Here is a 26,502-nt window from a genome sequence, read left to right as displayed (position 1 = left end):
ACTGTGACGGCATGGCTCCGCGCGGCCTCGGAGCGTGTGCTGCTCCGGGGGCAGAGCAGCACAAGTTCTTCTGACCAACAGCACAGCGACATGGAATGAGGCGGGTTCCCTTTGATCGCTTATTCTTGCTGGCGAGCAAATATTGATGCGGCATGAGCGAGCGCAGCGAGCGAACAATGGACACAGCCGAGCGCAGCGAGCGAACAATGGACACAGCCGAGCACTCGCTCGTGCCGGAGCCGAGCGTCAGCGAGGCGCAGGCATGAGCGAGCGAGCCATGTCACAGCGCGCAACGCGCACGCCAGGGGCGAGCGCTAGCGAGGCGGAGGCGTGAGCGTGGATGAATCGGACAGCTGGAGGCTGAGCAGAGCGGTGTCGACCAGCGTCACAGCACTTACCCTCGGCGGACTGGAAAAGCTTCCCGCGCATGCGCGGCGCTGCGTTTTCTGGGAGATCGATCCCGCGGTGGCCGAGGACTCCCGCAATTTCAGCGATCCGGTCTTCGAGAAGGAAGCGTGGCTGTCCACGGTCATGCTCGAGTGGGGTTCGTGCGGACAGGTAGCGAACGTCGACGGCAATGTCGCCGGCTGCGCCCTGTACGCCCCGCCGAGCGCGGTGCCGCGGGCCACCCTCTTCCCTACTTCTCCGGTAAGCCCGGACGCGGTCCTGCTGACCACGCTGCGGTCCGAATTTCCCTATCAGGATGCCGATGTTGCCCATCAATTGATCCAGGCGGTGGTGGCAGATCTGGTGCGCCGCGGCGTGCGCGCGCTGGAGGCGTTCGGCATTCGCACCGATCCGTCCACGCAGGCGCTGTCGGAGCGCTTCGGCTCGATGACGCTGATGGAACGGATCATCACACCGATCAATGGTGCGAGCGCGTCCGGTGCGGCCACCGAATGCTCGCCGGAGACCTGCATGATCGATGCCGACTTCCTAGAGGACGTCGGTTTCGAGGTCGTCGCCCCCCATCACCGATTCCCCCGGTTGCGGTTGGAGCTGGACTCCGATCACGGCTGGAAGGAAGACGTCGAACGGGCGCTGGACCAGCTCCTCGCGGCGGCTTCGATGACCGCACCAACCCGCATCGGCGCGCCCTGAGCCGGAATATCGAAGCGCCCCCTGCCGATCCGAAAGGACAGGGGGCGCTTCCCGTTTTCAGGGCAACGAGTTCTACATCCGGTCCGCTGCGGCCAGCTCTTCGGCCAGTAATTCCGCGAAAGTGTAAGTACCGGTCGGCTGATCGTCCTGCCCGAGCAGGTACAGCCGCTTCACCGAGATCAGGATCGCTTCGGCGATCACATCCCGCATGCGCGGGTTGGTGAGCACCGAGGCGTCGTATTCGTTTGTCAGGTAGCCGATGTCGACCTGTACGGTCGGCATCTTGGTGAGACGCAAGAGATCCCAAGTTCGCGCATGGGTCCGGCAGTCCTGCAATGAAGTTCGCGCGACGACTTCCCGCTGGATGAAACCGGCCAGCACCTGGCCGATCATCGACACCGAGCCGTGCGAGTTGCCGAAGTAGAACCCGGCGACGCCGTTCGCGAGCGGACTCGGGTTGGTGGCGCAGCGCAGCGAGATCATCAGATCGGCGTCGAAGGCGTTCGAGGTATCGGCGCGCTGGGCGTCGGTCGGGTTGGCCCCCCACGGACGTGACAGGAAGGTCTCCATGCCGGTGGCGGCCATCCGGCCCTCCAGGCGACTCGCCAAGTCCCAGAGGATTTCCGACTCGTAGACGTCGCCGTACTCGGTGGGCACCGCGCAGCCCTTGTCCGGACCGCCGAGCCCCGGGTCGATGACGATCCGTTTGCCGGTCAGCTGCGGGCCCGCCCGGTGCACTACTTCTTCCTCGGCGATGCGATGCGGATTGCCTCCGGTCACCCTGGCGCCGAGCAGGTCCAGCGAGCGAAGCGTGTCGGGACCGCAGATGCCGTCCGCCGACAACCCGATCTCACGCTGAAAGGCCGTCAGCGCGTCATGGGTGTGCGGCCCGAAATAGCCGTCGACGCGGTGTACGTAGAAACCGAGGTCCTGCAGCCTGCGCTGGAGGGTGGCCACGTCGTCGCCGTACAGCGGTGCGGAGAGCTGATAGATCAACGTGCGCGCACCGAGCCGGTAAGACGCCTCCTTCAGCGCCCGATAGGTCGCCGGTCCGACCACGCCGTCGACAAGTAACCCGCGGTACTGCTGGAACGCACGGACCGCGGAGTCGAGCTGATGGTCGAAGGAGACGTCGGCGTCTTTCCAGTACTCGCGTGCGTCCGCGTGATCGGTACCGACGTGCGCATGTAGGAACCCGAGACTTGCCAGGGTGCCCCGAACCTCTGCTACGGCTGGACCGGAATCGCCGTGACGAAGTCGGTGCATGCGTGAGAGCCCTTTCCTTCCGTCAACCCGCGGGTACCCACTCATGCGATGGGATACACCTTCGCACGACCGGAGCGTCGGTCGATTGTCTCAGACCCGGACCGGGTTGCGACAATTCCCCGGGTCCAGGCATCCTACGGCGCGTTATCGTTTCGCGTCGTCAGATGACGCCGTCGAGTTCCCGCAAAAGAGCCGCTTTGCCCTTCGCTCCGACGATCTGCTTGACCGGCTTACCGCCGCGGAACAGCATCATAGTGGGCAACGAGAGGATCTGATAATCGCGGGCGGTGCTCGGGTTGGCGTCCACGTCCAGCTTCGCGATGGTCAACTTGTCCGCGTGCGTGCCCGCGATCTCCTCCAGGACGGGGGCGACCATTTTGCACGGCCCGCACCAGTCGGCCCAGAAATCGACGAGGACGGGCTTCTCACTGAGCAGCACGTCGTCGGCGAAGGACGCATCGGTGACGGTGACCGTCTTGGCGGACTCGGACATGAATTTCTCCTTGGAATACGGCGAGACGGAAGATCAGTTGGCGGGGACGGTGACCGACTCGCCCGCGTTGTCGAGGGTGTTCGAGGTGATATCGCCCTGCTCGGCCAGCCAGCGTTCGGCGTCGATGGCCGCTCGGCAGCCGGTGCCCGCCGCGGTGATCGCCTGGCGGTAGGTGTGATCGACGAGATCGCCCGCGGCGAAGACGCCCGGGATGTCGGTGGCGGTCGTCGGGTGCTGCACCAGCACGTATCCCTCGTCGTCCAGCGCGATCTGGCCTTTGACCAGCTCGCTGCGCGGGTCGTGGCCGATCGCGACGAACAGGCCGGTAGCGGGCAGTTCGGAGGTCTCGCCGGTGCGGGTGTCGCGCAGCGTCAGGTGGGTGACGCTGTTCTCACCGTGCACCTCGATCACCTCGGCATGGAGCACGAACTTGATCTTCTCGTTCGCCTTCGCGCGCTCCAGCATGATGCGGGAGGCGCGGAACTCCTCGCGCCGGTGCACGATGGTGACGCTGGAGGCGAACTTGGTCAGGAAGGTGGCCTCCTCCATCGCGGAGTCGCCGCCGCCGACCACGACGATGTCCTGTCCCTTGAAGAAGAAGCCGTCACAGGTGGCGCACGCGCTGACACCGCGGCCGAGCAACCGCTGCTCACCCTGGACGTTCAGATACCGCGCGGCCGAACCCATGGCGAGGATCACGGCGTAGGCCTCGTAGACCTCCGAACCGACGGTGACCTTCTTGATCGGGCCGGTGAGATCCACCGCCTCCACGTCCTCGGTGCGGATGTCCGCGCCGAACCGCTTGGCCTGCTCGCGCATCTCCTCCATGAGATCCGGGCCCATGATGCCGTCGCGGAAGCCGGGGAAGTTCTCCACCTCGGTGGTGGTCATCAGCGCACCGCCGAACTGGGTCCCCTCGAACAGCAGCGGCTCGAGCTCGGCCCGGCCCGCGTACACAGCGGCCGTGTAGCCGGCAGGTCCGGAGCCGATGATGATCAGGTCGCGAACGCTCATGGGGCCCTTCCGGGGAGTTGCAGTGGACGTGTCGGTGGACGACAGGGACGTGTCGGTCAACAACAGGGTAATGGCTGTTGTTCCCGCGTTGTCCGGGTCACACCGTGCGTGTGCCCGATATCGCAGGTTCAGCCGATGTCCTGCAATGCCCGGCGTTGTGGATCGTCTGCGCCGCAACCGGTTCCGACGACAAGCGCGGTGATCGTGGGTGGCCGCGGGCCGCTGAGCAGGATGAGGACCGCGTTGCGGCGCTGGAATGTGATGTCGGTGGAGCCGAGGACGGTCCGATCGAGTCCGTTGGCTTGTACGCAGCGGTTCAAGGCGGCCGGGTTGGCGAGGGAGCCGGTGACGGTGTGGCGGCCGAGGGCGGAGAGCGCGACGGTGGCGGTGAGATCCTCGCCGAGGTCGTCGGTTCCAGTGGTGGGTTGAGCGGTGGGTGGTGCGGGGTCGTCACCGCCGCGCAGCGTCGAGACGACGCCGCCCACACCGGTGACAGCGAGGATCGCCGCGGCTGCCGCGGCCAACCAGCGCAACCTGCCGCGGCGGTGCTCGTCGAGCACGACCGGTTGTGCGGGCGTGGATTCCGAAACCGTTGGTTCCCCGCCGGATTCATCCGTCGGCACGGACGGCAAAGAATGGATCGTGGCGTCCTGCGCAGCCGGCCCCTCGGGTGAGTCCAACTCGTCGACGAACTGCGTGAGGCGGGCCGAGACGTCGGCGGGCATGGTGTGGATGATGCGCTCGTCCCGGCCCAAGGCACGGAGCTCGGCGCTGACCTTATCGAGTGACCGCAGGTAACGCAGCGCCTGTGGGTCGCGCGAGACCGCGGGCCACAACTGCTCACGCTGCTCCGGCGCCACGTTGTCGGCGTGCAGGTCGGCGAGTAACTCGGCCGTGAGCGCAGGCCGTGGCACCCGGGTCGCCATCGCACCTCCGTTGTTCGCCTCTGACATCACGGCAATCCCCTCGCCGACGGGGCTGTCTCTACATCGCGTCGTGGTTCGTCACTGTTAATGACGCATCGCAGCTACCTCCGGTTCCCCGGATCACGCAGAAAATCCAACCGCAGCTGCAACCGCTGCCGCGCCCGCGCACACCGGCTCTTGATCGTCCCCTCCGCGACACCGAGCAGTGCGGCCGCTTCGGCCACGCTATACCCCTCCACATCCACCGCGACCAACGCGGTGCGCTGCTCCGGCGGCAGCGCGAACAGGGCGCGATCGATCACCATAGACATCTCCAGCTCGGCCATCTCATCGCGTTCGTCCTTCGGTTCGGGCATGGTCTCGGGTGAGAGCGAGATTGCGCGCCTGGTCTTGTTGCGCCGGATCCGATCCAGGCAGGCGTTCACCACGATCGCGTGCAGCCAGCTGCGGACCTCCGCCTCGCCGCGGAACGACGCCGCCGTGCGATGCGCCGACAACAACGCGTCCTGCAGCGAATCCGCCGCGTCCTCCCGGGTATAGGAGGTGCGCAACGCCGTCTGCCACAAATGATCGTTATGCCTGCGCAGCAACTCCGCGAACGCGTGCCGCTGCCCACGGACGTGCGCCCGCAACAACTCGACATCGGTGTACTCATCGGGGATGAACGAGCGCTCGCGGTACGCGACCGGCCGCGACGTCCCCCCGCGAAACCCCTCGTTCAATTCGGATGACAATGCCAACCCCTTGGACAGCGCTCACGGCGGCAACGGGCACGGTTGACCATCGCCGAGAATTTCGCAGCATCCGGGATCGATAGCACCAGAGCCCGGGAAGCTCCCCTGCTGAGAGCGCTCGAAGATCATATCGTTCGGCACGATTTGGCAGCAACCAAGGGAGCGGGCGGAAATCAGAGGAACGCGCGACGCCCAGCGCGTGCGTGCGGATGGCCGGCACGAGCGAGTACGTGCCGCGAAAGCTCCGTGTGGATCCGGGCTAAGGTGCGGCGTCGAAACGAATGTCGGCGATCAGACTTTGGAACTGACCGCCGGAGTTCCCCAGCCCGGTGATCCAGACGAGCACATAGCGGGCGGCTTGATCGGCGCGCACCGGGATGTCGGTGACGCCGTCGTCCAGCCGGGCGGAACCGATCAGCTGGGTCTGATCGAGGGTCGGCGAGCCGGTGGGTGACGTGCGAATCTCCACCGACGTGCCCGCGCTGGGCGAATTGATCGAGACGTTCGTGAGCTTGGCTGGGCTGGGCAGGGTAGCCAGCAGGCCGACGCCCTTCTTGAGCGCCGGGAACTGCTGGAAGTACTGATCCGTGCGCCACTGGGTGTCCGGGTCGTTGTCCAGCACCGCTTGCACGTTGGCGACGCCGTCGGGGGTGCCCTCCGGAGAGAACACCGTCACGCCGGTCACCGGGACCGGCACGCCGGTCGATGTGAGGTTGGGACCAGCCGCCGCGGGAGTAGGGGCGGGCTGGCTGTTGGTGGTCAGCCCGATATTGCGTTGTTCGTTCAGCGGTGCCTCCGAGGCGCCCGGCGCGAACACACTGACCATCCACCAGATGACGATGCCGACCACCAGTGCGGCGAGGATGCCGAGCCCCACCATGATCCACATCATGCGCTGCGAGCGTTCGCGCTCCGCCGCGAGCAGTTCCGGATCGGCGAGCGAGTCGTCGATGTTCGCGGGCGGGCGTTGACCGAGTCGAAGCACCGGGATGAAATCGGTCTTCTGGTCGACCACCGACGCCTGCTCCAGCACGTGCTGGACCGTGGCGGCGGTGCGCACGCCCTTGTTCGATTCCAGGGAGCGCACGGCGACCGCGGAGATCTCGAACGGTACTTCGGGGCGGATCTGGCGCGGCTCGATGGGGGTGCCATCCGGACCGAAGTCGGCCAGCCGCAAGCCGCCGACCGTGGCGGCGGCGCCGGTGACTCCGCCGGAGCGGATCGGCCAGCGCGCGGTGATCAGCGCATAGAGCATCGCGCCGAGACCGCGCACGTCGGACTGTGCGTCCGAATCGGACAGCGTGCCGGGGAAGGCGAGCACCGCGTCACCGGACGCGCTGATGCGCACCCGGTCGGGGTGGTCGATGGACAGCGACCCACCGCCGCGGTGGGCCAACTCGGCCGCCGACGCGAGCGCACGGATGGCGCGCGCCGCACCGATCGGCGAGGGCACCGTTTCGGCCATCTCGCGCAGGGAGCGGCCCGGCGTCCACTCCGCGACCACGATGCCGCCGGAGCTGCCGCGCACCACGTCCAGAACACGGGCGAGGCCGGGCGAATTGATCCGGCCGAGGCGCAGCGTGCGGGACAGGATCGCCTGGGGGCCGTCGTGGCCGGAGTTGTCGGCCGCCTTCTGGTCGGCGTCGACGAAGGTCAACGCGACCTCGCGGTCGAGTTTGATGTCCAGCGCCTGCCAGAACTTCAGGCCGCGCGCACCGCCGTGGCTGGCCAGCAGCCGGTAGCGCCCACCGGCCACCGAGGCGCCCGGGATCAGTTTGGGGCCGCGCGGAATGCGCCGAGCGCCGAGGTTTTCCCCACCCATCGGCGGCATCTCCGGCGAGCCGATGGGGATCATCCCGGTGTCGTACATCGGATCGCGCGGCGGCAGCTGGTTCTCCTGCGGTCTCGCCGCGCCCTGATCCGGCGGAGCCGTGCCCGGCTCCTTGTTCGCGTACGCGGGATCCAACGGCTCCCCCGCGGTCGGCGGTACATCGGTGGACAGTCCGCCGGCCGTGGTCGCAGAAGAATCGGCGGCTGGGACGCCGCCCACCGCGTCGTCGCTCACCCTCGGTCCTCCTTCGCCCTGATATGTCGAGGTTCCGGCGAATTCGCCACTTGTGCTTCTCTGCCGAACAGGGTACGGGAACTCACCCACGCCGGTGCGGTCAACGGCTTCCGCTCTGATCACGGGCAGCACCATGGTCTGGGCATCCATGTACGGGTCGAAGCGCGGGTAGGCCAGATACGGGTCGGGCCTGCGGAGCACCTGCGTGACGTAGGGATCTTCGACCGGGCTCTCCAGGTCGAGATCCGGCGCGGGCGGGGTCCACCCGAGGCGCCGCGAGATGGCCACCGTGATGGCGACGATCTCGGGAATCCCGGCGAGTCGCATCAGGCCGAAGGCCACCGCGAACATGACGATCGCGGTGATCGCCACCCGGATCAGCGAGCCGGGACCGTCGAAGGCCGCACTCAGCCGATCCAAACCGAGTACCCGGTCCACGATCCACATCACCGCGCCGCCGGCGAGCGACGCGAGCACCACCCGGGTCACCGTGCGGCCGACGTTGCTCATTCGGAGATCGCCCAGGCTGCGGTGCAGCAGGAAGCCGCCGACCACGGCGCCGACCGCGAAGCCTAGGCCGTTCGCGACGCCGAGCGCGATCACCACGTGCTCGGCGTCGGTGACCATCGGGGCCAGCGCCGAGAAGACGATCTTCGCGGCGGTGATGCCGAGAATGATCCAAGTCGGAATCCACGCCTGTTCCCTGGCATAGAACACGCGCAGGTGGATGAGCACGAGGGAGTACGGGATCAGCGCGAACGCCGACCAGCTGACCGCGAGGCCGAGGCGCTCGGCGTCGGAGCCGAAGTTGCCGTAGCCGTACAGCGCCTGCCCGACCTGCGGGCCGGCCAGTGTGAGGAAGGTGACCACCGGAACCAGGGCGATCATGGTCAGCCGGGTGGCGGCGGAGAGATCGTCCACGACCGCGGGCGTGTCGTCGGCCGCGGCGTTGCGGCTCAGCCGCGGCATGATCGCCGTGAGCACCGTGACACCGAGCACGCCGTAAGGCAGTTGCAGCAGCAGCCAGGCGTTGTTGTAGATCGCCGGGCCGGCCGCATCGGCATGCGAGGAGATCCGCGTGGCGAAAACGAAACCCGCCTGACTGATCAGGACGTACAGGACGATGGCGGCGCCCATGCCGCCGAACTGCTTGAGCCGGGCGTCGATCCCCCACAGCGGACGCAGGTCGATGCCCGCCCTGCGGATCGCCGGGATCAGGCTGACCGCCTGCACGACTACGCCGCTCAGGACGCCGACGCCGAGCACGAGCAGCTTGGGATCGCTCATCCGGACCGGATCCAGGGTGATTTCGCCCGGCATCAGCACGTACAGGCCGAGCACGGCCAGCACGACCAGATTGTTCAGCACGGGAGCCCACGCGCCGGGCTTGAACATCTGCCTGGTGTTCAAGATTGCCGTGAGCAGCGCCGACATGCCATAGAACAGGATCGCCGGCAGCAGCAGGAAGGCCAGCGCCGTGGTGAGGGCGGTGTTCACCTGGCCGTCGTCGGACAGGAAGACGTGCGTGGTCAGCACCGGCGCCGCCGCCGTAGCCAACAGCGCGGCGGTGGCCAGAACCATGAAGGCCGCGGTCACCAGGCGCCGGACGAAGGCGGCCCCGCGATCGGGGTCCTCCTGCTCCGCGCGCACCAGCGTCGGCACCACGATGGCGGTGAGCACCGCACCGAGCACCAATTCCGCGATCATGTTCGGGATCTGGCTGGCGACGGTGAACGCGCTGGCGATGGCCGGGCCGAGCACGGTCAGCAGCAGCAGTTGCTTGCCGAACCCCGTGATCCGACTGATCAGCGTCGCGAACGCGATCGATCCGGAGTCGCTGAGCAGCCGGGCACTCGAACTCTGCTTCGAGTCCTCGTCCTTCGGCGGCTCCGTGGTCGTGGCGGCGGGCCACTCCCTGGTGCGGGGGCGGTCCGGCTCGGCGTGCTCGTGCCGGACCGGCGCGGGCGGCCGCTGCCGCGGCGGTGGCCGGAATTGCTGCGGCTGCTGCGGGGCATAGCGCGGCGGTGGCACTCGGCCGGACTCGGGCACGGCGGCCGGGATCGGTCCGGATTGGGGCGGGCGCTGCCCGGCCGGGATGGGACCCGACTGCGGCGGACGCGGCGTGGCCGGAATCGCACCCGAGTGTGGTGGCCGCGGCACGGCGGGCGCGGGCCTCGGCGCACCGGTCGGGAGCGGACCGGGCTGTCCCGGTCCCGGACGTGCGGGACCAGGCGGCAGCGGGCGCCGTTGCTCGGCGGGACCGGCCGCCTGTCCGGGGCCGGGCCGTTGTGCGAAACCGGACACTTGTGCGGAACCGGGCGGCCGTCCGGCACCCGGAGGTGGCGCCGCGGGGTATTGCCGTTGGCCCGGGTGCGGCCCGGGATCGGAGCGTGGTGGGGGTGGAACGGGCGGCCGTTGCGGTCGCGGCTGAGGTGCGGGCGGCGGTGGTGGCATGCGCTGACCCGGCCTGGGCTGCGGCGCGGCCGAGGGACGACTGATCTGCGGCACCTGCGGCTGGCCGCCGTTCTGGCCGCCGTTCAACTCCGGATCACCGGCCTCGGGATGCGGAGGACGGCGTTCCCACGGTGCGACCGGCGCTCGGCGGGCCGGTGGCCCGTCGAGCCGATCACCTGGTCCAGGGCGATGAGCCGATATGTCATCGTCGCTCATCATGCCTCCTGTACCTGCCGGGATATCCGCACCCCCATCGGTGTGGTGAGCCGCGGCTTACCACACAGGTCCACCGTGATCGGTGAACCTTCTGCCCATCGCGTCCCTCCGACCCGGGCCGGCCCGGGAACACTCCGATTGTCCTCCACCGTGCCACACGACACCGTGGGATACCACATTGATGCAGGTAGAAGCGGTTTGCGAGGGTCCGTCGCCGCACGGTCCCTCACCGGGTCTCCTGGAACTGCTCCTGCTCCCGCAGCATCCGGCTGCGTGCGCGCCGGTACCGGTTGACCCGGCGCCTGGTGCCGGGATCGAAGCCCTCGTCCGCCGGGTCGGGCTGCCCACGGAACCGGTGCCACAAACGGCGGCCGGCCAACAGGAGCAGCAGAAGTCCGGCGCATCCGGTAATTATCGCCAAGGCCTGACCATAAGCGTTCGAACGCACCGAGACTTGTGTGGGATTGCCGACTGCGATCCCCTCCGATGTGGTCAGCGAGATGGGAATGACCAGGTTGCGGCTGTCGCTGACCTCGGTCGGAATCTGGAACGATCGGGACCCGTTCGCCGGAAGCTGCTGCTCGCCGGGATCGGTGATCTTCGTCTCCGCCGGTGCCTCGATCCGGAACCTCACCCGGATGGCCACGGGCAGATCGTTGCGTGCGACCAGCAGCAACGGACTCTGCTCGGACGCGAGCGTGTACACCCCGCCCGGCGGCAGCACGGTGACCGAGCGGTACAGCCGGTCCATCGTCCGGATGGTCTGGTCCAGTCTGCGCTGGGCGAAGGTGTCCGGTTGCGCGGAGCCGTCCGCGCGCCTGTCCGACAGGCTCAGCGTGCGGATCAGGTCGTCCCGCAGCGGCGTCAGGAAAGCGTGCGGTGTCAGCTCGGCCTCCGGCACGTCCACCAACGCGCGCATCATCTCGCTGATCCGGCGGCCCTGGTCGCGCACCGGCAGCACGAAACGGTCCGGCACCGCGTCTTGCGCGGCCTGAGGCAGATAGTCCAGCTCGTAGGGCTGGGGGTCCGGCGGCAGCGCCACCAAGTCATGGAATGGACGCGCGGTGGCGAGGTTGCCGCGCAGCAGCATGTCCACTTGGCCCAAGAGCGCCGTCGCTTCGTCCCGGTTCGGTCCCCACTGTTGCGGCGGCACGAGCAACAGTGAGCGTGGCCGGCTCGTCTCCGGATTCAGCGCGGTCCAGGAGATCGCACCGAGCGCGTCCTGCAATCGCGCCGCACGCGAATCGTTGGTGACGTCGTACCGAACCCGGGACGGAGTGAACGGCGGCGTGGGTGGATTGGATCCGACCGCGGCCAGGGCGGTCGCGGACCAGATGTCGAACGTCACCGCGTGCAGCGCTGGGTCGGCGGCCGGAGCGGGCGCGGCCGACGGAATTCCGTTGGCCGCTGCCGGTGGCGGCGGCGCGGGGGCCGGCGACATCGCGGTGATCGCGGGCAGCCGGACCACTTCCGGGCTCGCCGAGTCGGCGATCGAGGAAACCGAGTTCGGATCGGCTGTTGTCCTGCCGCTTTCGCTGGTCGACTGCGCCCAATCCGCGGCGCCCTGCGGAATGGTTGCCGTCGAGGCGAGCACGGCGGTTCCGAAACCGTGGTTGCGCAACAGGAGTCCCGCACTGGCATCGATGCTTCCGGAATCCGGCAGGCTGACACCCCGCACCGAGCGGGTGGACAGGATCGAGTCGATGATGTCGGCGGGTTCGGTGATCGCGCGCGCGGACAGCGCCGGGTCGTTGACCGCGGCCAGCGTCGAGAGATCGACCTGCGCGAACGGCAGCGCCACGGTGCACATCGACCCGGCCAGTGCGCGCAACCGATCCAGCCAGATCTGCGCGTTTTCGGCGCCCGCGCCCGCCCTGGTCGCCCCATCGGGGTCGGACGGGCTCGCCAGCACGCGATAGCCCCTGGTCATCGACCGCACCGTGAGCAGCAGATCGGGATCGACGGCGAGGCATACCGCCGAAGCCAGGTTGCCGTCCCGGGTGGTGCCCCCGCCGATCGCTCCCTCCAGCGCGGCCAGCAGTTGGTCGAGACGACCGCCCTTACCGAGCGAAGCGGCCAGTTCATCGTCGGTGAGTTCCACTTTGCCGTCGACGCTGCCCGGATGGCCCGCGACCTGTCTCGGCCGGTCGGCCAGCGGCCACAGCAAGGTCGTCGCCACGGGCGCGTCGGTGGGCGAAGGTATCGCCGGGGCCGCGGAGCCGGAGCCGTCTTCGCTCGGAGCGGGCGGCACTCCGAGGACCGGTAGCAGGAACCTGGCGTCGTCGAGCCTGGCCTGGGTGCCGTAGGCGGGTTCGCCGTTCACGTTCAGCAGGAGTGGATAGACGCCCGGCTCGGTGATGCGCAGCGACGACGCCGTGCCGCTCTCCGAGCGCAACGGGATGCTCAGGGTGAACTGTTTGCGCTGCCCTGGATTGAGCCGCAGCGCGACATCCTCGAACTCGCCGTTCACGTCGTAATTGACCTCATCGAGGCGCAAAGTGGCGCGCAACCCGCTCGGCGCGGTGATCGCCGCCGCTCGCTGGATGCGGATGCTGACGTCGTCCACCCAGCGGTCGCCGATGTTGGTGACCGTGCCCGAGACGGTGAGCAGCGGATCGCTGGCGGTGGTCACCGTTGTCGGCGACACCGAATCCAGCGACAGCTTCAGGAACTTCGGGTTCGACGAGGTACCGGATCCGCTGGGTTGGGCCACGGCCGTCGCATCCAGCAGCGGCAGCGCCGTCACGGGGCCGAGGATGGTCAGGACCGCCACGAAGATCCGGAACAGTCCATGCGTCATCGCTTGCCGGTCTCCATCCGGTCGATCAGCTTGTTCGCCATCTCGGCCAGTCGCCGTTCATCGGCGTAGGCCAGCCGAGAATCCAGCTCGCTCAACGGAACCCACGCTACCTGGGTGACTTCCACGTCGGCGTCGGACAGTTCACCACCGACCGAACGCAGCAGATAATGATGCACCGTTTTGTGTACCCGCCGACCGTCGGTCACGAACCAGTAATCGATGCTGCCGAGTTCGGCGACCACGACACCATTGATGCCGGTCTCCTCGGCGACCTCCCGGATCGCGGTTTGCTCGGCCGTCTCGCCTTCTTCGATATGTCCCTTGGGCAGTGACCACAGTAGCCGCCCGCGGCGGTCGGTGCGGCCGATGAGGGCCGCGCTGCGGTTCTCCCGCGGACCGTCCAGGCCGTCGACGACGAGCCCGCCCGCCGAGGTCTCCCGCACCGTGCGCATCCGCGGCTTCGCGGCATTGGCGGCCGAACCGCGGCGCCGAGACTGGCGGCGTCGACTGTTCGCACGATCGGCCGGAGACACCTGGCAATCCTACTGTGTTCGATTTGCAGCGCCTGCGGCGCTGCGTGTTCGCGACCCCCTTGTGGCTCGCGTCCGAGCGACCGCCGCTTGCGACTTCGTCGCTTGCGCGTCGGCGGCTCGGACCCGAGCCGGGCCGCGAACGGGCAATGCTCGGTCTCGCTTCGCTCGAAAAACCGAGGTTGAGCCGGTGCGGGAGCGCTGGGCAGTGACCGGCAATCCTGGATGTTCACCGAACCCTGTCGCAACTGCGAGCCGCGGGCATGCCCCGAACTGCCACGGTTGTCTGCGTGGACTGCGCCGTAATATTCGGTGTCGCGGCTCGGTAAGCTGCTCATTCGTGGTTTCGCCCAAGTCCGAGGACGCTGCGCTGGATAGACGTACCCGATTGCTGGCCGCCGCGGCGGTGACGCTGGGGAGGCTGTCGGATGTGCTGACGCCCCTGGGCGAGATGTTCGCCGCGGGGGGGCATGAGCTGTACCTGGTTGGCGGCAGTGTGCGCGACGCGGTGCTCGGCAGGCTGGGGACCGATCTGGATTTCACCACCGACGCGCGGCCGGAGGTGGTACAGGACATGGTGCGCGGCTGGGCCGACCATGTGTGGGACACCGGCGGTCTGGCGTTCGGCACGGTCAGCGCGGCAAAAGGCGCCGAGCAACTGGAGATCACCACATTCCGCGCGGACAGCTACGACCGCGTGTCCCGCAACCCCCAGGTGACCTTCGGCGACTCGCTCGAGGACGACCTGGTGCGCCGGGACTTCACGGTGAACGCGATGGCGGTCCGGATCGGCGCGGACGGCGCGCTGGAGTTCGTCGATCCGCTCGATGGGATGAACGCCCTGCTCGAAGGGGTGCTCGATACGCCTGCCGCCCCGGAGGATTCGTTCAACGACGACCCACTGCGCATGCTGCGCGCCGCGCGGTTCGTCTCCCAGCTGGGCTTCGAGCTGCATCCGCGGGTTCGGGTCGCGATCACGGCCATGGCCGGAGAGATCGACCGGATCACCGCGGAGCGGGTGCGCGTCGAGCTGGACAAGCTGATCGCGGGCGCACACCCGATCGACGGCATCAACGTCATGTGCGAAACCGGGCTGGCCCAGCGGGTGCTGCCCGAAGTTCCCGCGATGAAGCTGGAGATCGACGAGCATCATCAGCACAAGGACGTCTACTGGCATTCGCTCACCGTGCTGGAGCAGGCCATCGACCAGGAAGAAGGCGACCCCGATCTGGTGCTGCGCTGGGCCGCGCTGCTGCACGACATCGGCAAGCCCGATACCAAGCGCAACGAGCCGGGTGGCGGCGTCAGCTTCCACCACCACGAGGTGGTCGGCGCGAAGATGGTGCGCAAACGGATGCGGGCGCTGAAGTACCCGAAGCAGTTCACCGAAGACGTGGCCAGGCTGGTCTTCCTGCACCTGCGCTTCCACGGCTACGGCAAAGGCCAGTGGACCGATTCGGCGGTCCGGCGCTATGTCACCGACGCCGGCGATCTGCTCCCCCGTCTGCACAAACTCGTCCGTGCCGACTGCACCACCCGCAACAAGCGCAGGGCCGCCGCGTTGCGCGCGACCTACGACGAGCTGGAGGTGCGGATCGACCGGTTGCGGCAGCAGGAGGACCTGGCCAAGGTCCGCCCGGACTTGGACGGCAACGCGATCATGGAGTTGCTCGGTCTGCCGCCCGGCCCCGAGGTCGGCCGGGCCTGGCGTCATCTGAAGGAACTGCGCCTCGACCGCGGGCCGCTCACCCGCGAGGAAGCCGAGTCGGCACTGCTCGAGTGGTGGAAAACGCAGAGCTGACCGGGTCAGAAGACGACCAGGGTGGTGCCCGCCAGGATCGCGGAGCGGATCTGCGCGAGATCGAACGAACCGGTGACCTCGGGCAGTTCGATGCGGAACCGGATCAGCTCGCCCTCGCGGGTGGCGCGCGCGATCCGGGCGCCGTTGGGGAGTTGCTCCAGCAGCACCGCGGGAACGCCGATCAGCCTGCGCGGGATCGGAACGCCGAACCAGCTCGCCCTGCGTACGGCGATGTCCAGCCGATTGTCCGTGACGGACGGTTCGATCAGCGCCGTGACCGCTCGTCGGCGGTGCCTGGCCCGGATGAATCCGGTTTCGTGCAGGTCCAGGGTCCAGCCCAGCGGCTGGGTGTTGAGCCACCCGACCAGCGCCGCGGCGGTGACCGTGCCGTCCAGGTCGAGCCGCGCGGCGCGGACCTTGGTCGGCACGCCCGGAATCAAGCGGACGCCATGTGCGATGACGGTCACGGCCTCGATCGAATGGTCGTCCCAGCGCAGCCCCGCCAACACCGTCTTGGTCTGGAAATGCGCGCCGCGGCGGCGCACCTTCAGCACCCGCAAGGTGGCCCGCAGGTCGTGACCCAGCAGTGTCGCGCTGACTTCCTGCCCGCCGAACCGGCTCAGGATGCCCTCGCTGAGCATCGTCATCAGCACATCCGGCAGCAGCGCCGTGACGGTCCCGGAGCCGAGGTCGGCGACCGGATCCAGCCAAGCGGTGCTGAGCGCCACCCACTGCTCCCGCCAGGATTGATCGAACAGGCGCTTGCCGAGATCGACGGCCCGTGACGGCGACCAGGACTTCGGATCGAAATACGTGGCCATGATTGGACCGAGCGTACTTGGCGAGTCCCGCCGAACCTGGGATCTGTGAGCCAGGTCGCGCGGACGGGCGCATTTGCCGGGACAGACGCCTCGGTACGAGAATCGGAAGTCCGCCGCAACACGGAACTGGGAGAACGCACATGGCGCTGGATCTCAACAGTGATCTGGGCGAGGGCTTCGGACCGTGGACGATGGGCGATGACGCCGCCATGCTCGACATTGTCACCAGTGCGAACATCGCCTGCGGTTTCCACGCGGGCGACCCCTCGATCATGCGCAAGACCTGCGCGCTGGCCGTGGCGAAGGGGGTGCGGATCGGCGCCCACGTGGGATACCGCGACCTGGCCGGATTCGGGAGGCGCGAGATCACTGTCGCGCCCGGAGAACTGCGCGACGAGGTGCTGTATCAGATCGGCGCCCTCGACGCCTTCGCGAAGGCCGCAGGCGATCGGGTTCGGTACGTGAAGCCACATGGGGCGCTTTATCATTCGGCCGCGCGGAATCGGATGATTGCCGACGCGGTGCTGGGCGCGATCGTGGAGTACGACCTGCGGCTCGGATTGCTGGGCCCGGCGGGCACCCAGCTGGAGTCGGCCGCACAGGCCGCCGGGGTGCGATTCATCGGCGAGGGTTTCGCCGATCGCGCCTACACGCTGGACGGTTCACTGGCCGCGCGTGGTGAGCCCGGCGCGGTGCTGCACCCGGCGGATGCTGTCGCCCAGGCGGTTTCGATCGCCCAGTCGGGCACCGCACGGACGGTCGATGGATCCGGCACGGTGGCGGTGCGCGCCGCGAGTATCTGCGTGCACGGTGATTCACCTGCGGCGGTGGAGATGGCCCGTCGGATCCGTGCCGTGCTGGGCGAAGTCGGCGTGCCGGTGGAGCCGTTCGGCTGAGGCCGGGATATGACGACGAAGGGAGCAGTGCCCGACGCGGCTCGGCAGGAGGCCGAGACGGCGATTCGCGCGGCAGGCGATCGGGCGCTGCTGGTGACGCCGGAACGGCGCGAGGTAATCGCGGAACTTGTCGCGGCGCTGCGAGCCGGACCGATCCCCGGTGTGCAGGACGTGCTCCCGGCCGCGGAAACCGTACTGCTGACGCTGGATTCACCGCACGACCGTGACGCGGTACGACGCGCGCTGACCACCATGCTGGTCGCGCTGCGCGAACTCATCGGCGGTGCTTCCCGGAAAACCTTGCCGGACAGCGCTTTCCGAGCCGATCCGGTGGTGATCCCGGTGCGCTACGACGGCGCCGACCTGGACGAGGTGGCCAGGCTGCTGGAACTCAGCACCGCCGAGGTGATCGCCGCGCACACCGGCACGGTGTGGCGGTGCGCGTTCGTCGGATTCGCACCCGGCTTCGGCTACCTCGAATCGCCCGATGGCCGGCTGTCGGTTCCACGCCGAGCGCAGGCGCGCACCGCGATTCCAGCGGGCGCCGTCGCGTTGGCCGGAGGCTACAGCGCGGTGTATCCACGCAGCACGCCCGGTGGGTGGCAGCTGATCGGCACCACCGAGCTCAGCATGTGGGATGTCGAGCGCGATCCGCCCGCATTGGTCCGCGCCGGCGCCACGGTCCGATTCGTCGACGCGAAGGAGGCCGGATGATCGTCATCGAGCAAGTCGGTCCGCTCGCGACCATTCAGGATCTCGGCAGGCCGGGCTGGTTCGATTCCGGTGTCGGTCCCGCGGGCGCCGCGGACCGCGGGTCGCTGCGGTTGGCCAATCGGCTGGTCGGTAACCCGGAGGGCCACGCGGCGATCGAGGTGCTGCTGGGTGGGTTCGCCTTGCACGCGGAAGAACATGTCATGCTGGCGGTCACCGGCGCGTCCGCGCCCGCGACTGTTGACGGCAGGCCGGTGGGGCACGCCAGTGTGCTGGAACTCGAACCGGGACAGGGGCTTCGACTCGCTTACGCGTCCGTCGGACTGCGCAGCTATATCGCGGTGCGCGGCGGTATCGATGTACCCAGGACGCTCGGTTCGCGCAGCCGCGACACCATGTCGGGATTGGGGCCGGAGCCGTTGGCCGAGGGCGATCGACTCCCGATCGGCCCGTCTCCGCATACGATTCCGGTCGTGGATTTGGCCCCGGTGGCCGAGTTGCCCGCGGATATCGTCACCGTGCGTGCCATGCTCGGTCCACGCGACGACTGGTTCTCCGATGCCGCCGCCTTGTTCGACGGCCTCTGGTCCGTCTCCCCCGATACCGATCGGATCGGTGCGCGACTCGATCGCCGCACCGGCCCGCCGCTGACCCGCAAGGACACCCGCGAGCTGCCGACCGAAGGCATGGCGCTCGGATCGATCCAGGTGCCGCCGAGCGGGCAGCCGGTCGTGTTCCTCGCCGATCACCCGATCACGGGCGGTTATCCCGTGATCGCCGTGGTCATCGATGCGGACGTCGACGCGATCGCGCAGGCGCGTCCTGGTCAGCCCGTTCGGTTCGTCCGCACGGCCTGACCGGCGCTCGGGTCCAGCCTGGCGTGCATGAGATACACGTTGTAGCTGTCCCACGCCGAGAGCATGAAGTACAGATCTTCGCTCGTCGACCACGGATGGATGAACCCGCCGTAGGACTTCGGGTAGTCGGCGGTGGACACCAGCGGGATCGCGTCCGTCCACGCGCCCTGCGGGCTCGACGCGGTGCGCAGCACGATCGCGCCCCGCGCCGAATCCAGGTAGACCATCTGCCACTGTTCGGTCTCCCGGTCGTAGCGCACCGACACCTCACTGGCCATGCCGAGCACGAGCGGGGTGGCTTGGTTCTCGGCCGCGGGCGCCCAGTTTCCGCCGACCCAGTACTGGTAGGCGGATTTGTTGAGCACCTGGTGCTTCGGCACCCTGGCCAGCCCGATCACACCGATGCGCCCGTTCGGGGTGCCGAACATGTAGACGTAGTCGCCCTGCGGCACCATCGCAGCGACCTGGAATCGGCCGAGGCCGAAGAAGTTCTCCCACTTGGCATGCTGGTCTTTCTTCCAGGTGCGCCCGTGATCGTCGGAGTAGGCGATGCCGCCGTAGTTGGTCCACCACAGGCCCGGGATGCGGCTCCATCGATTCACCGACATGTAGCTCAGGTACTGCCGGTTGCCGATGGCGAACCCGGAGGTGGGGATGGTGGTGGTCTCCCAGTTCTTGATCTTGCGACTGCCCAGGATCTCCGCGGCGTGACAACGGCTGTCCTGCGCGAAGGTATCCAGGGTCAGGCCGTCGGAGAGGTCGGGATCGGTGCTGAAGCCGATCACGTTGCTGCGCCAGTCCTGGTCGTCGTTGCCCGCGCCACCGCCGCCCCAGCCCGTGCCGAAAGTGTCGCCGAAAACCACGGCGACCTCGCCGGGCCTCGTTTCCCACATCAGCCCGAGGTCGGTGCCGTCGACCTGCCAGCGCATGTCGGTCCGGTTCTCCGATCCGTGCCCGGTCACCTGGCCGACCAGGCGCACCGACTCGACTTGCGGCGCGGTCACCCGCGCGGCGAGCGGGCCCGGTTCGGCCGGATGCACCACGTGCGGCGGCGCGGGCTGCGGCTCCTCCCCCGGACCGCCGGGCACCGGAATCGGAATCGGTTCGATCTCCGGCTTGAACTCGATGCGGGGCAGTTTGACCGGCTCACCGGAACCCGAGCCGCTGCCCGAACCCGAGCCGCTGCCGGAACCGCTGGCCGAGCCGGAGCCGTTCCCTGAGCCCGAGGCGGATCCGGAGTTGGAGCCCGAATCGGTGCCGGTCCCGGGGTCGGTGCCGTTATCCGACTTCGGGCTCGGATCGGTCTCCGGCTCCGGTGGTTTCGGGGTGTCCCTGATGTCCGGGCACGGGTTGTCACACGGATTCGCCGGCAGCGGGTCGGGGACGATCCGCGTATTGTCCTGCGGCGGGTCGGGCACCGGAACCGGAGTGATCTCCGGGACCGGCACCGGGATATCGATCTGCGGCGGCACCGGTGGAGGAGGCGGCTGCGAGGGATCGGGCTCGCGATTGAGCGGATCGAACCCGACCTCACCGCAGCTGTTCACCGGAGGTGGCGCCCATGGGAACGGCGCGGCCTGCGCGGCGGGCATCGGCATGGTGAGAACGCCGGCCAGCAGCGCGCCGAACAATGCCGGTGCACAAGGGGATCTGGTTCCGGATTCGCGCGTCACGTCGGCTCGTCGGTGGCCATCCGAGCATCGGGCAACCGGTAGTCGGTCGGGTCTTCCACGCGCCCAGCAATGTTCGCACCGCATCGGGCTTCCATCGCCGGAAAACCCATGTCGTGTTGCCTCCTGTCGGTCGGCCGCCGACAGGTCAACATACCGGAATCAGCCCCGCGAACGTGGGACGGGAATCGGAAACGCCGGGTAGTGGAACCGGCGCCGCCGTGCGTGCGTCCAAAGGTATATGAATGAGATCGAGTATGTGTTCGGCACCGGCGACGGGACCGTGCACGTCTGGACCAGCCAGGCCGACCTGGAACTCGGCGATGGGGGCGGGGCCGACGCGGTGCGGCTGGACTTCGACGGAGACGGCAACGCCGACGACGCGTTATGGGATTCTTCCGGCTCCGGCATCGCCGACATCGCGGCGCTGGATCTCGACGACGACGGCGTGCTCGACCACTTCTTCACCGACCCCACCGGCCTGGGCACCTGGAATCATCAGATCACCGGCCTGCCCGATGACGCAGCGAGCGAGCAGCTCGACTGGATCGTGCGCACGGAGCAGGAGATGCCCGATCGTCTCGTCGGCGGTGCGGAGCCGCCGGTTGCGGACCAGCACACCGATCACCCCGCCGCGCTGTCCGAGCGCACGCAGGTCGACGCGCTGCCCGAGCACGTGGCGCACTGGTTGAGCCGGGATGGACGAAACCTCGGCGACGAATCGTTCATCGCGTGAGCGCGCCGCGTCGCGTGTTCAGCGCGATGGCCGCTATGCCCGCGCCGTAGATCGCGGCACCGGCGAGAATCACGGCCAGCGACCGGCCATCATCCGGAATCACCAGCGCGGCGGCCGCGATCGCCAGCACGAACGTGATATTGAAGACCGTGTCCTGGAGCGCGAACACCTCGCCGCGCCGTGCGTCATCGATGTCTATCTGCATCGTCGCGTCACCGGTCAGTTTGATCGTCTGTCCGGCCAGGCCCAGCAGGAACGCGCCGACGAGCAAGAGTTCACGCGCGCGCTGCACCGCGTCGCCCGAGTCGGCGAACGCGATCGGCGTTACCAGCGTGGCCTGCACCAGCATGGCGGTGATCAGACCGGCGACCACGGTGCGCGGCCGCCCAAGCCTGGGGATGAGCAGCGGCGCCACGACGGCGGCCACCAGCATGCCCGCCGCGGTGGCGGCGATGGCGACGCCGAAACCGACCAGACCACCGCTGAGCCCGGAGCCGTCCACCGGAATCTGGCGCAGTACCAGCACCATGATGAGCGAATTCACGCCGAAGACGATCCGGTGCGTGCCGATGCCCAGCATCGCCGTGGTGACCTGCACCGATTCCCACACCGCCGTGGCGCCGGTGCGCAGTCCGGTGGCGATCGCGTGCACGGTGTTCTCCCCGGCCGCCGCATCGGATGCTGGACCGAGCACATGTCGGCGGAATCCGGCCGCCAATACCGCACCGATCACCGACCCTGCGCCGCTGACCGCGACCGTGATCGCCGAGGCGAAGTCTCCCGCCCCGATCAGGCCGATCATCCCCACCGCGGCGGCCGCGCCCAGGCCGGCACATCCGGAGGCGACCGTGGCGAACACCGAGTTCATCGGCACCAGCCATGCCTGTGCGACCACTCGCGGCAGCGCCGCCGACACACCCGCCAGCACGAAACGGCTGACGCCGACCACGGCCAACGCCAGGAGCAGCAGCGGCGTCTCGCCGATCCCGGCGAGCAGCCCCGCGCTCACCATGGCGATCAAGACCGCACGCAGCACATTGGCGACCAACAGCACCACGCGCCGGTCCCAGCGATCCAGCAGCGCGCCCGCGTACGGCCCGATCAGCGAATACGGCAGCAGCAGCACGGCGAAGCCCGCCGCGATGGCCAGCGGATCGGTCTCCCGCTCGGGATTGAACAGGATCGCGCCCGACAACGCGGCCTGGAACATGCCGTCGCCGAATTGCCCGGTGAATCGCACCAGCGCCAGACGCGACACGCCCGGGCTTTCCCGCAGTGCCGCGCGCAGCCCAACCGGCCGTTGCTCCGCGGGGGTGCGGCCTTCGGCATGACCAGTCGACACGTCCGCGAGGGTACTGCTTTCGTCGACATCGCCGCGCACCCGGCTACGCAGCGCGAATCACGCGGCGCCCGAATCAGACCCGATCCACCAGTGTGCTGACCGTCTTGCGGGTATCCGGCGCCATCGGCAGTTCGTCGAGCCCGTCCGCGTCGATCCAGGCGAACGCGTCGTGCTCGCGCGGCGCCAGAGCGACATCACCGGGTTCCGCTTCCACGACGAAGCTGTATTTACGCACTTTCGACTTGGTTCGGGTGGAGTAATCGAATCCACCCAGGAATTCGCAGATCCCGCGCACACGCAACCCCGTTTCCTCCAGCAATTCCCGCGCTACACACTCGGCAAATGTCTCGCCGGATTCGACACCTCCGCCGGGCAGTTCGTACAACCCGCCGCGATAGTCGTCGGCGGCCCTGCGCACCAGCAGCAGTCTGCCCGCGCGGAACACGGCGATGCCGATCACGAAATGCGCGATGCCGTCGCGCCGCGCTTCGCTGCGGAGTTCCCGTTCGATCCGGGCGAGCTCAGCGGGTCCCAGCACGTCGTTACCTCCGGTTGGCATTGTGGTGCTCGGCGATCGGCACGGGCCTCGATATCCGACGAGGTGCCCGACATTTCGACGTACCGGTTGGTTCTGCTCGCCTCCCGTTCACCTTCCGGTCGCTCGCGTAAAATGCCGAGTGCAGCTCAATTTACTAGGAATGCGGAGTACCGCGGCGGAAGTGCCCTACCCTGAATGGCGATCGGTGCACGGTCCCGAGAGGAGGACCATGATGTCCACACTCACGACACCACACATCGACGTCCATCGTGGTGGCGACCGCATGAAGACGCGGGTCTCCTGGTTGGATTCGAAGCACTCGTTCTCCTTCGGGGAACATTACGATCCCGAGAACACCCACCACGGCCTGCTGCTGGTCAACAACGAGGACATCGTCTCCCCCGGCCAAGGCTTCGATACCCACCCACATCGGGACATGGAGATCGTCACCTGGGTGCTCGGCGGCAGCCTGGTGCACCAGGATTCCCTGGGCCACAGCGGCGTCATCTATCCCGGGCTGGCCCAGCGCATGAGCGCGGGCACCGGCATCCTGCACTCCGAGAAGAACGACTCATGGCGGCTGGATGGCCGCACTCCGGAACATGACCAGCCCGTGCACTTCGTGCAGATGTGGGTGGTGCCGGACGAGCCGGGCCTCACCCCCGGCTATGAACAGCTGGAGATCGACGACGAGCTGGCGGGCGGCGGCCTGGTGACGGTCGCCTCGGGGCTGCCGCGATATCGCGACCGGACCGCCATCGCCATCAACAGCAGCCATTCTGCGCTGCACGTGGCGCGGATGATGAGCGCGGAGCCGGGCGCCGAACCGGTGGTCGAACTGCCCGACGCGCCCTACCTGCACTTTTTCGTCGCGCGCGGCGAGGTGGAGATGGAAGGGGTCGGCCTGCTATACGAGGGCGACGCGGTGCGTCTGACCAGGACCGGCGGCCAGCGCGTGACCGCGCGGCGACCTTCGGAGATCCTGGTGTGGGAAATGCATGCGCGATTGGGCGCCCAGTAGCCGGTCCGGCCACCGCATTAACATCCGTCCGTAGGCAGCGCGATCAGTAGGCGATCGCCGCGCACCTACCGGACCACCTCGTCCGGACCGAGCATCGCGAGGCACCGACGGAGAGGAAGTCCATGTCGCAGTATCCGCCCCCCGGCCAGTATCCGCCGCCGGGTCAATACCCGCCGCCTCCTGGGCAGTACCCCGGCCAGCCCGCTTATTGGCAGGAGTCACCGAAGGGCAAGGGCTTGGCGATCACCGCGCTGGTGCTCGGCATCGTCGGGTTGCTGAGCTTCTGGACGGTCGTCGGTGGTTATCTGTTCGGCATCTTCGCCGTCATCTTCGGCTTGATCGCGGTGTTCAAGGCCCGGGCTGGCAGTGCGGGCGGCATGGGTATGGCGATCACCGGTTCGGTGCTCGGCGTGCTGAGTCTCGTCGGTGCCGTTCTGCTCACCATCGTGGGGTACAGCTTCTTCGTCGAGTCCGGCGGCAAGGACTTCGTGGACTGCCTGAACAAGGCGGGCAACGATCAGTCCAAGATCGAGCAGTGCGAGCGCGAGTGGAATCAGAAGCGGCAGGACAGATACAGCGTCACGCTTACTCCGCCCGCGCCACCGACTCCCCGGTAGCAGCGGCGCACGCGCGGGTCGTGGCGATCACGTCGGCGAACTCGCGGCGGAAGTCGCCGTCCGGCGCCACGACCCAGGTCCGGTAACCACCGTGCTCGTCGGTGGGTGAGGGCAGCACGATGTGGCTGCCCGGCAGGGCGATCGAGGCACAGTTGCGGAACAGGTCGGCGAATAGCTCGGTATCCAGGTACGAATTGTCGGTGGGGCCGGTCAGGAAGGTCCAGCGGTCCGATCGCGGATGCGCGATGATCGGCCCCGGCCGGTGCTCGGCTCCCGCTATCAGCCGCTGTTTCACCTTGCGGCCGAACGCGGTGGGCATCACCACGGCACCCACCGAGCCGACTTCCAGCATGATCCGTCCGAGTGTCGCGTCCACCACGGCGTACAGCCCGTTGTCCTGGCGGTAGTGACGGCAGCGAGTGAATGCGTCCTGAATCGCCGGCGGATCCGTTGGTGTGAGACGGGTGCCGGACTCGATGCGGGATCTACTCATGACGAACAACCTCGCCTCGCTGCGGGTGGATCGCGTGCTGGAAAATCGACCGCTTGTATCGACCGTAGTCCTGGGCAAGTCGGTTGACAATAGTCAGACGTCGGCGCGTCGGAGTCGGCGTAGCATCACCGGGCATGGCACCCGTCTCGCCGACCGTTGCCCGCTGGGAGCTGGTGCTTCGCCTGCGTGAGCTGCGCGAACAGCGCGGTTTCGACTCGGCGGGCTTCGCCAAGCGGGTCGGGTTCACCCCGGCCAACTGGTCACATGTGGAGAAGGGCAGACGCGTACTCACCACCAACACCATCGGACCGGTACTCGAGCTGCTGGAGGTGGAGCCCGAGGAACGCGCGGAACTGCTCGCTCTGCTGGAGGCAAGCAAGCAGCGCGGATGGTGGGCGAAGTCGTCCGCGCTGATCGGACCGGAGTTGCAGCGGCTCTACGGAATGGAGTACGGCGCGCAGAGCATCCGCAGCTACGACAGCCTGGTCGTGCCGGGACTGCTGCAGACCGAGGACTACGCCCGCGCGTTGATCAGCGCCGACGTGATGATCCGGCCGGTCCAGGTCGAGCAGTTGGTGGCGATTCGGATGCGGCGCCAAGAGCGGCTTCGCGGCGAAGACCCGGTCGAGCTGACCGCGGTGTTCGGCGAGGGCACCCTGCTCCAGCAGACCGGCGGGCCGGACGTGTTGCGGGGGCAGTTGAATTACCTGGCCGAGCTGATGGAAGAACTCGACACCGTCGAAGTGCGGGTAATCCCGTTCGCCGCCACCGCGGGCGCGGTACTCGGCGGCTCCAGCTTCCATCTCATCGACTTCGCCGGTGAGCAGCTGCCCACCTTCGGCTGGGCGGAGAGCGCGGTGTTCGGCGGCGCCGTCGAGGACCCGGATCTGGTGCGGGATCTGAGCTTCGCGTACCTGCGCGCGGTGGAGCAATCCCTCTCACGTACCGAGTCATTGGCCCTGATCAGGCACTATTCTCGCGTGTAAAATCCTGCCCATGGCCACCACCGCACGGCCGGTAAGCACCGGCTGGTTCACATCGACCAGATCGAACAACGGCAACCAATGCGTCGAGGTTCGGTTCGATGGTGATGCGGTACTCATCCGTGACAGCAAATATCGCCGTAACCCGGCCAACCGCCCCGCCGACGAGCCCATCATCACCGTCACCGCCGCCGAATGGACCGCGTTCCTCGACGTCCTGCGCACCCGCGGGCGATCGAATGGCGAACTGAGCGCGCACACCGCCGCGAACGGTCACACCACACTGCGCCACGGCGAGACCTCCCTCACCTACACCCCCGAGGAGTGGGACGCCTTCTTGCTCGGCGCACACGACGGCGAATTCGACCGTATCATCGCGTTCGCCTGATTCCTCTGCTCAGCATCCCCCGGCCGGTC

At 68.1% G+C, this 26,502-nt stretch carries 23 protein-coding genes; 10 read left to right on the top strand and 13 right to left on the bottom strand.

The window, feature by feature from the left end; all coding sequences use genetic code 11:
• The first annotated feature begins 372 nt into the window (after positions 1-372).
• On the top strand, positions 373-1,101 hold the full coding sequence (locus ACWPXK_RS02430; protein ID WP_454195414.1) for a GNAT family N-acetyltransferase: 729 nt from the start codon (positions 373-375) through the stop codon (positions 1,099-1,101).
• Between the two features lie 72 nt (positions 1,102-1,173).
• On the opposite strand, the gene ACWPXK_RS02425 is transcribed toward ACWPXK_RS02430, so the two are convergent.
• The 8 genes from ACWPXK_RS02425 to ACWPXK_RS02390 all read right to left on the bottom strand — a co-directional run bounded on the left by ACWPXK_RS02425 (position 1,174) and on the right by ACWPXK_RS02390 (position 13,602).
• Positions 1,174-2,367, bottom strand: a complete 1,194-nt coding sequence (locus ACWPXK_RS02425) for an N-acetylmuramoyl-L-alanine amidase (RefSeq protein ID WP_454194361.1) — start codon at positions 2,365-2,367, stop codon at positions 1,174-1,176.
• Positions 2,368-2,527: 160 nt separating this feature from the next.
• Entirely contained in the window at positions 2,528-2,860 is a 333-nt protein-coding gene (gene trxA / locus ACWPXK_RS02420; RefSeq protein WP_454194360.1) for a thioredoxin, read from the bottom strand.
• A 33-nt stretch (positions 2,861-2,893) separates the two neighbouring features.
• Positions 2,894-3,874 (bottom strand): thioredoxin-disulfide reductase, encoded by a 981-nt coding sequence (gene trxB / locus ACWPXK_RS02415; protein ID WP_454194359.1) that lies wholly within the window; start codon positions 3,872-3,874, stop codon positions 2,894-2,896.
• Positions 3,875-4,002: 128 nt separating this feature from the next.
• Positions 4,003-4,800, bottom strand: coding sequence for a hypothetical protein (locus ACWPXK_RS02410; protein ID WP_454194358.1), 798 nt, complete (start codon positions 4,798-4,800; stop codon positions 4,003-4,005).
• A gap of 101 nt (positions 4,801-4,901) precedes the next feature.
• Positions 4,902-5,462, bottom strand: a complete 561-nt coding sequence (gene sigM / locus ACWPXK_RS02405; protein ID WP_454195413.1) for an RNA polymerase sigma factor SigM — start codon at positions 5,460-5,462, stop codon at positions 4,902-4,904.
• A 331-nt stretch (positions 5,463-5,793) separates the two neighbouring features.
• Positions 5,794-9,648, bottom strand: a complete 3,855-nt coding sequence (locus ACWPXK_RS02400) for a murein biosynthesis integral membrane protein MurJ (protein ID WP_454194357.1) — start codon at positions 9,646-9,648, stop codon at positions 5,794-5,796.
• An 847-nt stretch (positions 9,649-10,495) separates the two neighbouring features.
• Positions 10,496-13,069: a DUF6049 family protein gene (locus tag ACWPXK_RS02395; protein WP_454194356.1), complete on the bottom strand. Its 2,574-nt coding sequence runs from the start codon at positions 13,067-13,069 to the stop codon at positions 10,496-10,498.
• Complete coding sequence (locus ACWPXK_RS02390; RefSeq protein ID WP_454194355.1) at positions 13,066-13,602, bottom strand: NUDIX hydrolase; 537 nt, start codon at positions 13,600-13,602, stop codon at positions 13,066-13,068. Before ACWPXK_RS02390 ends, ACWPXK_RS02395 begins: the two co-directional genes overlap by 4 nt.
• A gap of 337 nt (positions 13,603-13,939) precedes the next feature.
• On the opposite strand from ACWPXK_RS02390, the gene ACWPXK_RS02385 reads away from it, so the two are divergent.
• Complete coding sequence (locus ACWPXK_RS02385) at positions 13,940-15,400, top strand: CCA tRNA nucleotidyltransferase (RefSeq protein WP_454194354.1); 1,461 nt, start codon at positions 13,940-13,942, stop codon at positions 15,398-15,400.
• 5 nt (positions 15,401-15,405) lie between these two features.
• Here the strand turns inward: ACWPXK_RS02385 and ACWPXK_RS02380 are convergent, their stop codons facing one another.
• Entirely contained in the window at positions 15,406-16,221 is an 816-nt protein-coding gene (locus tag ACWPXK_RS02380; protein ID WP_454194353.1) for a hypothetical protein, read from the bottom strand.
• Positions 16,222-16,361: 140 nt separating this feature from the next.
• On the opposite strand from ACWPXK_RS02380, the gene ACWPXK_RS02375 reads away from it, so the two are divergent.
• Genes ACWPXK_RS02375 through ACWPXK_RS02365 form a run of 3 tightly spaced genes read left to right on the top strand, consistent with a single transcriptional unit; the run spans position 16,362 to position 18,685 of the window.
• Entirely contained in the window at positions 16,362-17,117 is a 756-nt protein-coding gene (locus ACWPXK_RS02375; protein WP_454194352.1) for a LamB/YcsF family protein, read from the top strand.
• A 9-nt stretch (positions 17,118-17,126) separates the two neighbouring features.
• Positions 17,127-17,831: a 5-oxoprolinase subunit B family protein gene (locus tag ACWPXK_RS02370; RefSeq protein WP_454194351.1), complete on the top strand. Its 705-nt coding sequence runs from the start codon at positions 17,127-17,129 to the stop codon at positions 17,829-17,831.
• Complete coding sequence (locus tag ACWPXK_RS02365) at positions 17,828-18,685, top strand: 5-oxoprolinase subunit C family protein (RefSeq protein WP_454194350.1); 858 nt, start codon at positions 17,828-17,830, stop codon at positions 18,683-18,685. The genes ACWPXK_RS02370 and ACWPXK_RS02365 overlap by 4 nt, the downstream gene beginning before the upstream one ends.
• On the opposite strand, the gene ACWPXK_RS02360 is transcribed toward ACWPXK_RS02365, so the two are convergent.
• Positions 18,655-20,283, bottom strand: a complete 1,629-nt coding sequence (locus ACWPXK_RS02360; RefSeq protein WP_454195412.1) for a DUF4185 domain-containing protein — start codon at positions 20,281-20,283, stop codon at positions 18,655-18,657. The two genes, ACWPXK_RS02365 and ACWPXK_RS02360, sit on opposite strands and share 31 nt — an antisense overlap.
• Positions 20,284-20,596: 313 nt before the next feature.
• Between ACWPXK_RS02360 and ACWPXK_RS02355 the strand changes: the two genes are divergently transcribed.
• Entirely contained in the window at positions 20,597-21,091 is a 495-nt protein-coding gene (locus tag ACWPXK_RS02355) for a hypothetical protein (protein ID WP_454194349.1), read from the top strand.
• On the opposite strand, the gene ACWPXK_RS02350 is transcribed toward ACWPXK_RS02355, so the two are convergent.
• Together ACWPXK_RS02350 and ACWPXK_RS02345 are read right to left on the bottom strand one after the other, a co-directional pair.
• Positions 21,081-22,379, bottom strand: coding sequence for an MFS transporter (locus tag ACWPXK_RS02350; RefSeq protein WP_454195411.1), 1,299 nt, complete (start codon positions 22,377-22,379; stop codon positions 21,081-21,083). The two genes, ACWPXK_RS02355 and ACWPXK_RS02350, sit on opposite strands and share 11 nt — an antisense overlap.
• A 127-nt stretch (positions 22,380-22,506) precedes the next feature.
• Positions 22,507-22,971, bottom strand: coding sequence for an NUDIX domain-containing protein (locus ACWPXK_RS02345; protein WP_454194348.1), 465 nt, complete (start codon positions 22,969-22,971; stop codon positions 22,507-22,509).
• 232 nt (positions 22,972-23,203) lie between these two features.
• Between ACWPXK_RS02345 and ACWPXK_RS02340 the strand changes: the two genes are divergently transcribed.
• Together ACWPXK_RS02340 and ACWPXK_RS02335 are read left to right on the top strand one after the other, a co-directional pair.
• On the top strand, positions 23,204-23,992 hold the full coding sequence (locus tag ACWPXK_RS02340; protein WP_454194347.1) for a pirin family protein: 789 nt from the start codon (positions 23,204-23,206) through the stop codon (positions 23,990-23,992).
• A 122-nt stretch (positions 23,993-24,114) separates the two neighbouring features.
• Entirely contained in the window at positions 24,115-24,609 is a 495-nt protein-coding gene (locus ACWPXK_RS02335) for a DUF4190 domain-containing protein (RefSeq protein WP_454194346.1), read from the top strand.
• On the opposite strand, the gene ACWPXK_RS02330 is transcribed toward ACWPXK_RS02335, so the two are convergent.
• The gene (locus ACWPXK_RS02330; protein WP_454194345.1) at positions 24,578-25,102 is read right to left on the bottom strand and encodes a hypothetical protein; all 525 of its coding nucleotides are present in this window, start codon (positions 25,100-25,102) and stop codon (positions 24,578-24,580) included. The two genes, ACWPXK_RS02335 and ACWPXK_RS02330, sit on opposite strands and share 32 nt — an antisense overlap.
• 134 nt (positions 25,103-25,236) lie before the next feature.
• Between ACWPXK_RS02330 and ACWPXK_RS02325 the strand changes: the two genes are divergently transcribed.
• Positions 25,237-26,088 carry a Scr1 family TA system antitoxin-like transcriptional regulator gene (locus ACWPXK_RS02325; protein WP_454194344.1) on the top strand — a complete coding sequence of 284 codons (852 nt, stop codon included), beginning with the start codon at positions 25,237-25,239 and terminating at the stop codon, positions 26,086-26,088.
• 10 nt (positions 26,089-26,098) lie between these two features.
• Positions 26,099-26,473, top strand: coding sequence for a DUF397 domain-containing protein (locus ACWPXK_RS02320; protein WP_454194343.1), 375 nt, complete (start codon positions 26,099-26,101; stop codon positions 26,471-26,473).
• Positions 26,474-26,502: the final 29 nt, after the last annotated feature.

The sequence above is a fragment of the Nocardia sp. Marseille-Q1738 genome, from assembly GCF_965283145.1.
The sequence above is the reverse complement of the archived record's forward strand: the minus strand, read 5'-3'. Positions and strand labels throughout refer to the sequence as shown.